The sequence below is a fragment of the Aminipila terrae genome (assembly GCF_010120715.1).
GTDB classification, from domain to species: domain Bacteria; phylum Bacillota; class Clostridia; order Peptostreptococcales; family Anaerovoracaceae; genus Aminipila; species Aminipila terrae.
Map to the genome: position 1 here is coordinate 1,456,042 of NZ_CP047591.1, position 12,156 is coordinate 1,468,197.

The 12,156-nt window shown below is 39.8% G+C and carries 10 protein-coding genes; 2 read left to right on the forward strand and 8 right to left on the reverse strand.

All coding sequences use genetic code 11. The annotated features are described in order from the left end of the window. Positions 1-92 precede the first annotated feature (92 nt). The 4 genes from Ami3637_RS06930 to Ami3637_RS06945 form a co-directional block, all read right to left on the reverse strand. A complete protein-coding gene (locus Ami3637_RS06930) occupies positions 93-695 on the reverse strand; it encodes a TetR/AcrR family transcriptional regulator (protein WP_162361937.1) in 603 nt (200 codons plus the stop codon). A 68-nt stretch (positions 696-763) separates the two neighbouring features. Next, positions 764-2,212, reverse strand: a complete 1,449-nt coding sequence (locus tag Ami3637_RS06935) for an MFS transporter (protein ID WP_162361938.1) — start codon at positions 2,210-2,212, stop codon at positions 764-766. A 24-nt stretch (positions 2,213-2,236) separates the two neighbouring features. Next, entirely contained in the window at positions 2,237-3,220 is a 984-nt protein-coding gene (locus Ami3637_RS06940; protein WP_162361939.1) for an SUMF1/EgtB/PvdO family nonheme iron enzyme, read from the reverse strand. 24 nt (positions 3,221-3,244) lie between these two features. After that, on the reverse strand, positions 3,245-4,726 hold the full coding sequence (locus tag Ami3637_RS06945) for an aldehyde dehydrogenase family protein (protein ID WP_243158127.1): 1,482 nt from the start codon (positions 4,724-4,726) through the stop codon (positions 3,245-3,247). 260 nt (positions 4,727-4,986) lie between these two features. Between Ami3637_RS06945 and Ami3637_RS06950 the strand changes: the two genes are divergently transcribed. After that, a complete protein-coding gene (locus Ami3637_RS06950) occupies positions 4,987-5,367 on the forward strand; it encodes a BlaI/MecI/CopY family transcriptional regulator (RefSeq protein ID WP_162361940.1) in 381 nt (126 codons plus the stop codon). After that, the gene (locus tag Ami3637_RS06955) at positions 5,364-7,298 is read left to right on the forward strand and encodes a M56 family metallopeptidase (protein ID WP_162361941.1); all 1,935 of its coding nucleotides are present in this window, start codon (positions 5,364-5,366) and stop codon (positions 7,296-7,298) included. Before Ami3637_RS06950 ends, Ami3637_RS06955 begins: the two co-directional genes overlap by 4 nt. Positions 7,299-7,315: 17 nt before the next feature. On the opposite strand, the gene Ami3637_RS06960 is transcribed toward Ami3637_RS06955, so the two are convergent. From Ami3637_RS06960 to Ami3637_RS06975, 4 genes are all read right to left on the reverse strand, one after another. Further along, positions 7,316-8,152, reverse strand: a complete 837-nt coding sequence (locus tag Ami3637_RS06960; RefSeq protein ID WP_162361942.1) for a C39 family peptidase — start codon at positions 8,150-8,152, stop codon at positions 7,316-7,318. 390 nt (positions 8,153-8,542) lie between these two features. Then, positions 8,543-11,203: an S-layer homology domain-containing protein gene (locus tag Ami3637_RS06965; RefSeq protein ID WP_162361943.1), complete on the reverse strand. Its 2,661-nt coding sequence runs from the start codon at positions 11,201-11,203 to the stop codon at positions 8,543-8,545. Beyond that, a complete protein-coding gene (locus tag Ami3637_RS06970) occupies positions 11,125-11,910 on the reverse strand; it encodes a hypothetical protein (protein WP_162361944.1) in 786 nt (261 codons plus the stop codon). The genes Ami3637_RS06965 and Ami3637_RS06970 overlap by 79 nt, the downstream gene beginning before the upstream one ends. Positions 11,911-11,934: 24 nt before the next feature. Continuing rightward, complete coding sequence (locus Ami3637_RS06975; protein ID WP_162361945.1) at positions 11,935-12,150, reverse strand: hypothetical protein; 216 nt, start codon at positions 12,148-12,150, stop codon at positions 11,935-11,937. Positions 12,151-12,156: the final 6 nt, after the last annotated feature.

Consider the following 12,156-nt stretch of genomic DNA (forward strand, 5'->3'; position numbering starts at 1 on the left):
AACCACAATAACATTAGTATATGATATTATCTTTATGATAACATTATACACACGTATAATAAAATGTCAACTAACCTTAATCTTTGATAGAATCATTCTTTAAATCCCAGAAATCTAAATAGCTGCTTTTTATGGAAGTCTGCAATACATTGAAATTTTTCATGGTCATCTAAAAAATCCAACGTGTCCTGTAAGCCAGCAATCATAACCATTAGATAATAAACAGCTTCTGCGGTATTATCGCAGCTTATCACTCCTTCAGCGCTAAAATACTCTATGGTTTTTAGTAGCTTTTCATTAGCTTTTTCTGTATATATTGCAAATTTCTCCTTTGCCCTTTTATCCCTGAGTGCGATGTTTACACAAGAAAAATATACTCTTGAATCAATTTCTATGGCACCATTTACAGAAAATAAAGAATCAACAAATTTAATAAACTCGCCTTTTACATCTTTATTTGTCCAATCTATATCTGGGGTCGAAACACTTATACACTTCTCAAACATATAATCAATAAGTCCATATATCAGCTCTTGCTTGTTTTTAAAATAGTAGAAAATAAGACTTGAAGGCATATTTACAGCTTTAGCGATTTTAGTCATGGATACATTCTCCATTCCCAATTCTGCCACAAGCTTGTAAAAGGCTTCTAATATAATATTTCTTTTGTTTTCATGGTTTTCTTTTACTTTCATTTACTTCTTCCCCATTTTTAATAATTGTGTTTTAATTTATTTCCATCTGGCTATTGAGTATCTGGCAACTACAAAATGTTTTTAAAAGATTCTACAGAAAACTCTTTTCCATCCCTTTTCAGTTTCATAGCATACTGTAATTCAGTTATATTGTTTTTGTTAACTTTGTATAGTGCGCATACAACGATCATAACAAAAGTTATACCCATAGGAATGCCTGCATAAATTACTCTTAATGCAGAACCCATACTTTCAGTTACCACTTCAACAGTTGGGTCAACCTTAAGTAATGACATTACTATTCCATTTAGCCACATACCTATAGCAACTCCTGCCTTTGTTAAAAATGAGCACAGCGAAATGATTAGCCCCTCTCTTCTTTTTCCGTACTTAAATTCATATATTTCGGCTATGTCAAAATTCATAGCATATATTATAATCCAAAATGATGCAGAAGCCAGACATAAGCATATTAGAAGTCCCATCATAAGTAATGTGCTTGGAGTTATAAACCATAAAATGGCTGAGTATACGAATAGAATTATAAATGCTATCAACATTCCCGTTTTTTTACCCAGTTGAACTATAAGATTCCCCATGGGCACGATAAACATTATAGCAATAATTCCAGGCCAGAAGTTAATCATAGCTATCTGATTGTTATCAAATCTGCATGTAAACATTAAAAAATATAATACAGAACTGTTAGCTACACCCAAAAACACATTATATAAAAATCCCATACACGCAGTAAGTCTGTACTGCTTTATACAAAATAAATCTTTAGCATCCTTAAAGGCTACTTGAATAAGTCCATCGCTATGGCAGTCTTTTACTACTTCTTCATTTACCGCATCCTGCTCTTTTCCTCTAAGTGCAACAGCTGTGGCAAGAAATGCGATGGCGGTTATCGTTCCTAAAACAGCACCGATTATCCTCCATGTTAAAACGTCACTTTTGCCCTGAAGTGCCATAAAGTCCATAAATTTTAATATACCTACTGTTAAAATTACCTGACCTAATGCTGAGAATAAAAGCACAGAAGTCCTCATCTTTGTTTTAGAATCGTAATCATCGGTCACTTTTGATGCTACAGCTATGTACGGTATATCAACTATGGTAAAAAACACCCAGAAAGCAATATTTATTAAAATAAAATATAAAACCTTTGCTGTTTGGCCAAGATTCACATCACAAAACAGAATAAAGACAAATAAACCCAAAGGAATAGCTCCTCCTAATATAAACATGGCTCTCTTACCAAATTTATTTCCTTTATATCTGTCTGACAAATATCCTACTATTGGGTCTGTGATTGCATCCCACATTACTGCAATAAGTGATATTGTCCCTGCCGCTGCTGGATTTACTCCTGCAACACTAGTTAAAAAGAAGATGAAAAACATATAGAATAGATTGTACGCGATGTCTTCTCCTATACCTCCGATTCCATACATTACTATGGTTTTAAGGTCAAGCTTCTCAGATATAATTTTTGTTTCAAAATCTTTACTCATCCGCTTATTCTCCTTCTCTGCCTTCTATTTTTCATAATACGCACATCTGAAGCCTACATCAAAATAGTTTTCACTGTCTTTCAATATTAATCCCAACGCAAATATTCCCGCATTTTCTTTGTTCACCCAATAACCTCCACGTATAGCGTTATATGTTCCTTTTACGTTGACAGCCACCACATCTTCCCCATATCTATCACCTTCAGGAATCAGCGCCATAGCCTTAAGCTTATTGGTGAAGACCTTATCTACATTGGTTTTTACAGTCTTATATGGGCTAACTAGTGTTTCCTTATCCATGTGTTCATCATTTTCAGATACCGATAATATTAGTGTATCATCTGTGTTCAAATCCCTGTATTTCAAGGATTCTCTGGCGTCTGCTTTACACAAATTTCCTCCACCGTCCAGAGCACACCATACACCGTCAGTTTGGCTCTTAAGCTGTAATTCGCAGTCTACGATGCGAATGCCGTCCACCCATTCCCAGACATTACCGTTCATATCATAGATGCCGTCTGTTGTGCCATTATGGCTCCATTCCACAGGCCCTGAACCCGTCAGGATTCTGAAAGGCTTTCCTTCAACGGGACATGGTTTATTCTCTGATAATGTCCCTTCCTGGTTTTCAAATTGGTAATCTTTACCATAATTATTGTTTCCTCTGGGAAGTGTATTGTTCTTTTTTGATAAAAGGGCTACAACCGCCCATTCATCGTTAGTCATGAGGTGCCACCCCTTCCCCTTATTTTTACAATAATTTCGCGCTTGATCTATAGTCACAAAAACTTCTGGGTCCTTGTTTTGCAAGCTATATGCTAATCCATTGATCACCACATTTTGATATTTGCTTATATATATTGCTTCTAACTCATTTCCGTCCACTATAAATGCAGGATGGGTAACATCAGCACCTCCTTCAATAACGTCGGATATTTTAAATTTAGGTATCCTGACCATAACAGACTTTAAATTTCTGTCATCTGTAATTTCAACTGTATTTCTCATAGCCCGCCTTCTTTCTTTTTATCATCATTCTGAAAACCAATTGGTTTTTTTAGGGTTTAAACTCATATTTATCTGCTTTAAAACAGTAAATTCCTCCAAACCTTGTACTCCGCCTACCACTCCTATGCCGCTTTGCTTATATGGCGTCACTGGAAGGCTTGAGCCTGCTTCTAAATAGGTATTCACCCATAATATTCCCGACTTTACAGACTTACACACTCTGAGAGCTTTCTCAATGTCCTTTGTAAATACAGCTCCTGCCAATCCATAAATCGTGTCATTAGCCATATTTATAGCTTCTTCTTCAGTTGAAAAACTTTGGACTGTCAAAACCGGTCCGAATATTTCTTCCTGAACTATTCTCATATGGTTTTTACAATCTATAAATACAGTGGGCTCAACAAAATATCCATTTCCAAAATCTCCGTCAGTTATTCTCTTGCCTCCCACTGCCAGCTTTGCGCCTTCTTTTATTCCTGCCTCTATATAATTCAATACGTAATGCATATGTTCTTTTGAAATCAACGGTCCAAATTCCGCGTTTTCATCAAAAGGCATACCGACTTTTATGGAACCCACTCTTTTTACCAAATTCTCAACAAACTTATGGTATATATCCTCCTGAACCAAAAGTCTTGAGCCTGCCACACAAAGCTGACCCTGACTTAAGAATATGCCAAACATAACATTGTCTGCCACTACATCTATATCCGAATCATCAAACACTATCACTGGAGATTTGCCTCCCAGTTCAAGGGCTAATTTTTTTAAACTTGACGATGAATCCCGAATGATATCCATACCAGTTTTTGTGCTGCCGGTAAAAACAATCTTGTTTACATTTTTATTTGCAATTAATTCCTTTCCAATGTTACTGCCGGAACCCAAAACCAGATTTGCAACCCCCTCCGGGAGTCCTGCTTCTTCAAATATTTCAAAGAGCATGATAGTAGTTAAAGGCGTAAGGGATGCTGGTTTTACAATTATTGTATTTCCTGCTGCCAATGCCGGTGCTATACTTGCTGCCGCCGTTCCCAAAGGATAATTCCACGGTACGATGATGCTGCAAATACCTATAGGCTCCCGAATGGTCATAGCCAGCAAATCCTTTGAATGATTGGCAGTATGCCCCTGAAGTGAAGTTGCAATTCCACCATAATATCGAAATGCTCCTACGGCAGCATACACATCATCATATCTTGTTTCTCTAAACAGTTTTCCAGTGTTTATACTCTCTGTCCTGGCCATTTCATCTATGTTTTCCTCAATTAAATCTGCAATTCTATACAATAACGCCCCACGTTCTTCAGCACTCATATTTCTCCACACAGAATCGTCTTTAAATGCAGCTTTAGCTGATTCTATGGCCAGTATGGCGTCATTATCCTTGCCTTCTGTTACAACCGCAATGATTTCCCCTGTTGCAGGGTTTATTATGTCTCTCGTCTTTTCTGAAGAAGACAATACCCACTGCCCGTTTATAAACATTCCCTTTACATTTTTCACATTTACCTCCATTCTCAAAAGGAGTCCCTTTTGCAACAGTTATGTTCGCATCTTTACCTACTTCAAAATATAACTCTCCTTCTAATTTTATTGATTAGTCAATCATATTATGTTTTTTTATCTTATTTATTGAAATTTTCCATACACAAAATAGTGTAAAAACGTAGCATGAAACTTCCAGAATATTGTTTGACAGTTAGAGTGCAAAGTGCTATCTTATTCATAGAGTGCAACGCGCTATCTTAGAGAGGAGAGTCAAAATGATACAACAGGTGTCAGATTTTGAATTAGAACTTATGAAAGCCATTTGGGCAAATGACGGAGCAGCCCTTTATGCTCAAATCGTGGAAGTGCTGGAATCCAAAGGAACACCGGCAACTAAAAACACGATTATTTCTTTGTTATCCCGCCTGATAGAAAAAGGATTCCTGAGAATTAGCAAGATTGGTCACCGAAACAAGTACACTGCTCTGGTTTCGGAAGCAGAATACAAAGCTGCGCAAACAGAAACATTCCTGGAAAAGATTTATGAGGGAAATGTTAAGGACCTGATTGCCACATTGATTCAAAAGGATTTAATTTCTGCCGATGAATACGAACAAGTAAAAAAACATTGGAGAGAGGACCAGGGAAAAGAATGAACGAATTACTAAAAGTATTACTGTCCTTATCCATTTCTGGCACATTGTTAATTTTCATTCTTATACTTTGCAAACCACTAATCCGGCATAAAATCAGCAAGCGCTGGCAGTATTACATCTGGCTCCTTGTAATTGCCCGTCTCTTGCTGCCCTTTACGCTGGAAATAAACATTTTAGAAAATGTATTCCAGCAGATTGACAAGGTTATTCCACAATCAGAAATGATGGTAGAAGGCCCGGAGCAAAAGGTGTCGGGCTTGTCCCCTTACATGGAAAGTGATGATCAAAATTCAAGTCAAAGGAGTATGGAAACCAGCCAGGAACCAAAAGCTGTTGTATCAATGGTTCAGAACATACTTCTTAAGGGGATACAAAATGCCTGGCTGGCGTGGCTATTTATAGCAGCCATGTTGTTAATTCGAAAAATAACTCTTTATCAAAGTTTTGTGAAATATATAAAAGCCGGGCGAGTTGAAGTGTCAGACCTTAAGTATTGGGAACATCTGGGAATGCTAGTTGAACAGGCGGGAATAAAAAGAGCGGTTTCAATCTATATAAATCCACTGATTTCATCGCCTTTGCTTATTGGATTTTTTCGTCCCTGTATTATGCTTCCTACCCTAGAACTTTCGGATTCTGAGTTTAGGTATACCATTGCCCATGAACTGACCCACTATAAACGACGGGACATGTTTTATAAATGGCTGGTGCAAATCACCATCTGCATCCACTGGTTTAACCCTGCCGTACATTTAATGGGACGTGAGATCGGCAAAGCATGCGAGTTATCTTGTGATGAAACAGTTATAAAGGGACTGGCTGAAATAGAGAAATACGCTTACGGTGATACACTGATTGAAGCATTAAAAACAGGAGGACATTACGAAAACTCCCTTGCTTCTGTCACACTTACTGAAAGCGTTAAATTACTGAAAGAGAGGTTGGATGCTATTATGCAGTTTAAAAAAAGTAACACACGGAGCATTTGCATATCATTACTCCTTACGTTAGTACTGACTTGTGGTTTTACCTTTTCAGGCTCCTATGCAGCTGTTAACATTAACTCTGGGGCAACCAGCACACCTGATATTAAAGCAGGGGGCACCATCAATAACAAAACTATTTATTTCATTTATACAGAAAAAGGCCTTCGTTCCATCGGTACAAAGGATAATAGCTTAGATAAACTGTATATGCTTGCCAACGATATTGTTCTATCCACTGACGAATGGGTGCCTATCGGAACTGCCACTAAACCTTTTACTGGAATTTTTGATGGAAATGGTTTTACGATTAAAGGGCTGACAATGACCAACCCTGACACAAAAGTGGCTGGGCTTTTCGGATATGCTCAAGGAGCAAGCCTTCACAATATTGAATTACGAGATGTAGACATATCATCCGCAGGGAAAAAAATAGCAAGTAAGAAAGTAGATCCAGTTTGTGCCGTACCTACCAAGGTTTCCTTAGGTGATAATCGAGTTTATCCCAAAATTAACATCCGGCCAAATGAAAAATCAGCAATGAGCACCTTCGTTTTAGCTGGGAAAACATATTATCAGGTTGAAAATGAAACACAACTTCGATTAATCGGTCAAAAGGAATATAGTCTGGATAAAAACTACATTCAGGTTGCGGATATACAGATGTCAACAGCTGAATGGAAACCCATAGGCACAGCACAAAAGCCATTTACAGGGACTTTTTGCGGAAACGGTTATAAAATAAAAGGGCTGACCATGAGCGACCCTAACGCAAAAGTGATTGGATTGTTCGGATTTGCTGATGGTGCAACAATTTACAACATCACGCTCCGTGATTATGATATTACAACCGCTGGAAAAAACCTAAAGAATAAATCTATTTCCCCAATCCTGGTATTTGGAACAGATTCACGCTCCTATGATAACAACGTTTATCCCAAGCAGTAAATCACTACAAAAAAGCTTTAGAGCTGCATCCCTGCATTTCTAAAGCTTTTACTCTTTATTTTAAATTTTGACAACGGGAACCATACCTTTTTCAATAAGCTTGCGGTCAAAGGCCCCCCACGGTAAAGCATAACGAAAGTGCGCACCTGGTCTAAAGATAAATCAATCACATCACCATTACCCGTTGGATCAGATCCATCCCCATTAACTATTTTTGCATTCATCAGAACCTCAATGATATCCCGAAACCCGTAATCATTAGGTATATCCTTCAGTTTCTCATATCTTATCCCTGTCATTTGATCTTCCCCCTCTTCACTATCCAGTTCTACTATCCAATAGTACTTTACCTGACTTTGCCATAACTTAATATCTGCCCGGACTCTTCCGGCTCTTGTGCTGCCCGGGTCATTTATCAGCACTTTATTTCCATCAATATCATATGCCAGGACATAGTGGCCTGATTTGGTCCAATTGCCTTTTCCCATACAGGCAATCACCCATTTTCCTTGTTGTAATGCTTCTGCCGCTTCTAAATGCGCTTCATCAGCAATCGGGCTTTTGTCTCCATAAATATTAGATGTATTGATTTTTGTCAGTTTGATCCCATATTGGGCACCAGCGGGAATGAAATAGCCGTAATATGTACCCTGATTTAACGCCTTATACCCATTTTTTAATGCCCAGCTACAGGTTTCTTTCGGAGTAACTGCCGGGTCTTTAAGGGTCGCTATAATCATGGCCATACAGGATGGGCCGCAACCCGATTCACCTATTGTAGTTTTTTCACCTTCTGCCGAATAATCTAAATCAGCCCAGCGCTTATCTGTCTGCAAATAACTAACCGGCTTCATTTACTGCCTCCTTTATAACTTGCGATTTCAAACAATAAATTTGTAGTATCATCCATTTAACTTTTTTATTAGCACATCATTATATGCTTTAAAAAAAGTTCTGATTCATAAAAATGCAGCAGAGGGAGATGCGAAAACATAAGAATATAAGTTTTATGCTCTCATAATTATAAAAAAACAAAATCCCCGGTAGCATTTTGGGCCAATCCTACCGTATTTTATGAAAGCTGAAACTTTATGGTAGCCATTTCAATAAAAAAGCTAACCAAGTGTCAAAACTAATGAGTAAGGACGCAAAAAGCTACCGGGATTTAAGTAAAAATCATAATCCCGGTAGCATCACCAGTAGAAAAATCTCATGCGCTCTCTCCTAAGCAGCAAGTGATTTTATTATTTTTGGTACAAGTTGTTAAATCTAGTAAGAATAGTAGCTACCTCCCCACGGGTTGCACCCTTTTTAGGATCAAGAATACCCTTTCCTTTTCCGGAAATAAGACCATTCTCTACAGCCCAGGCCATGGAAACCTTTGCATATTGAGAAATCGAACCTGCATCGGTAAACCCATCCAGACCAGATGTCTTGCTGGTATCGTATCCCTTAAATGTAGCATAGCGATAGAGGATAGATGCCATTTGTTCACGGGTAATGTTATCTTGTGGGCCGAACTTTCCGTTTCCATAACCTTCCACAATCTTATTTGCCTGAGCCCATGATATGCCATTATAGTACCAGCTGCCATTTGCAACATCCTTAAAGATGGAAGCTGCTGCTGTGGTCGGCTCCTTTTCTATCCTCCAAAGGGCAGTTGCAATCATACCCCGATTTGTGGATAGAGAAGGCCCAAATGTAGTATCAGAAGTCCCTTTAAACCAACCTTTTTCAACTGCATTCATTACAGAATTGTAGAACCAATCTTTTTGAGTTACGTCCTTAAATCCGTCCTCTGTTTTTTGCGTAGTGCTCTCTGACTTCTTGAAGGTTACTTTAATAACATGGCTCTTTTGAATATTTTCAAAGGTATAGCTTGTTTTCACCCCAACGCTCTTATCATCTACTACCACATCACTGATTTGATATCCTGAATCAGGTGTAAAGGTGAAGACTTTACTTAATCCTTGACGGACAGATACACTTCCAGATGGAGAAATACTGCCTCCTTCTCCGGCAGTTGCAGTAATCGTATTGTAGGAATTGGAGGAACCGCCACCTCCGCCAGAACTACCCCCACTTGTCCCACTTCCAGTATAACCAATGGCATACGTAGAAAAATTCTTTACGTATGCAGTGACGTACTTCCCATCTGGGCTAATGGTGAAATATTCCCCATTGGCATCCGGAGTATCCTTTTGCAAAGCTTGGGCTACACCGCTATGGACACGGTACACAGAAGTCCCGTCTTTACCCTGCATCTCTGCAGGAATCGGAATGCTAACTGAAATACTGTTTGCAAGGGTTGTCTGTGGTTGTTCACTTGTTATGGTAGAATTGTCAGAAGCTATTACCGTTTTTAGTATTCTTAAATCAATAAAATAACCAAGTGTTTTACCTGTTGCGATGGTTCCAATCAGACCTTCATCTGAAGAAACTTCTGTGGCTGCCTTTTTTATGGCAACCAGTTTAATCGTAGCAGTTCCCCCATTGCCAACTGCTGTGATTTCATCTGTTGTAAGGTTCGCATCATATTGATAGCCTAAACGGTCTACCGCCACAAACGGAGTATCACTTCCCATTTCTACAGATGTACCTCTGCTGCCAGTATTAAGCTTGATATCCTTTGTAATCCCACTGTTATTTACAACAATACTCTCGTTAAGCTTTACCTCTTTACCGTTTACAGTGTAACTTACCACGATATTATGTATGCCATATGGTACATTGGCAATGGAGTAATTTCCGGACGCATCAGTAGTTGCCTCTAAGTTACCACTTCTTAAAAGGATCATTACCGTCGCATTGTTAACCGGAGTATCATCATAAGCCGTGATTTTGCCGGATACCGTAGCTATTGCAGGCTTTACAGTAATGTTGAAATCCTGGGTATAATCAGTGCTTTCAGTTGCACCATTTGTGATGGTTGCAGTGACTGTCGCGGTTCCTTCCCCTGTGGTTTTCAGCTTTCCACCTGTAATGGTTGCACCAGTAGTCCCTGCATTTTTCACGCTCCAAAGGATGGTCTTATTTGTGGCGTTAGTGGGGGCAACCGTTCCGCTTAGTGTAAGGTCTATACCTATAGCAGCCATAGTTGGAACATCTTTTATGCTTGTAACAGCCGTAAAAGATGGTGTTGGTTTCAAAACTGTGCGAAAGATTGGATATCCATCATTTGTAGGGTTGCTGGTGCTATCTGCTTTCCATGTGTAATAATCCGTAGGCCCACCATCATTAACCCATCCATTGAGCTTGTCAATCATGGCATCTGGTTCTCCTGCCGCAGCTTTCATCTGAGCATCAGTTAGACTTGTGCCGTTATTGTCTACAGTTCCTGTCATGCAGTCGCTTCGGTAGTAGCAGTTGGTGGCACTACAATCTCCTGAAGTGATGCCACCCACGTTGGTACTACCCTTGTCGGTGTTAGCTGTAAGGGTGCCGGTATTGTAGCAATTGGCGATGGTCCCACCATCTGCGAAACCCACAATTCCACCTGCAAATGTCGTGCCGTTCTTGGTGCATTTACCAGTAATTGACGAGTTAATCAGTCCAACATTTTTCATGGTGACTTCATTTACAACTCCAAACAAACCAACGAATGCCGAGTCTTCGTTCACCGTCAGCCCGGTGATGGTATGTCCCTGACCATCAAAGTCTCCGGTAAAGACATCCCCAAAGCCACTGCCCACTGGTGACCAAAGAAACTCTCCAATATCAATGTCCGCATCCAGCTTAACATTGTAGTCCAGATAATTGGCGCTGTTTGCTGACCAGAATGCCGCTCCCTTAGCCGTTTTGATGGTCAGTGTTTTGTCTGTATCGTTTAGCTCATAGTCGGTGCCACTTTCTGCAGCAGGGGCTGCTGATGCGTACTGGTTTGCTGTTGGAAGTGGTGGAAGCATGATCGTAACATATTGTTGTGAACTTGTATTGGTGCTGATAACAGTTGTGGGATTTTCAGCCCCCCTGCCATCACCAAGAACCCACTTGCACTTATGATCCCAGTGATACCTATACCACCGGACCCCATAGAACGGCTCGCTCCTTTTAATGTAATGTTCACTTTTCCATTTACCGTGAGGTTACCGCTGATTCCATTGCCACCATTAGCATCAAACATAGGGGAAGGCCCACCACTACCTCCCACAGCAACGAGGTGTGCCGTTCCCGTAACAATGACGTTCCCGCTGATTCCGTTACCTCCGGCATTTCCCCGATGGAAATAGTTGCCTCCCATGCCCCCAGTGAGCGCACTGTCATTGGTTATATTAAGGATAGTACTTTTTTGAGCAGTAAGTGCCGTGTAGCCAACAGCATTTATCCCATTCGGTGCAATGATGTTCACGCCATTGAGGTTTAAGGTAACATTCTCAGCAGTAATCACAATGCGATTAGAGGTAGAAGTTTTTCCATCTGCCATGGCCACGGTATATTCTCCCGCCTCTGCAAAAGTCAGAACGCCCTCTTCATAAGTCGGCGCACTGCCACTATCACCTACTGTAACCGAGAAGTCGCCGTATTTATTGGTTGTACCCGCCAGTGCCACAACAGGCATCATAGTCAGAATCATACAAACCATAAGTAAAATACTTAAGATTCTTTTTTTCATGTTTATTCGTTTTCCTTTCTTTAATCAACTTGTAACCTTTTTGGGCCAATAGCAAACACCCACATCTAAAGCTCTTGGCTTATTCAGATGAAAGTCCGCATATCGACAATACCAGCATTGTCTCAGTCCATAGGGATTATCGCCCCTGGGCTCAAAGACAGGACAAGCCTGTTTTGGCCACACATTGCCCTCCACATTTGGAGCAATGAGGGCTGCATCCTCACGCCTGCGATTTTCCATTTCAAC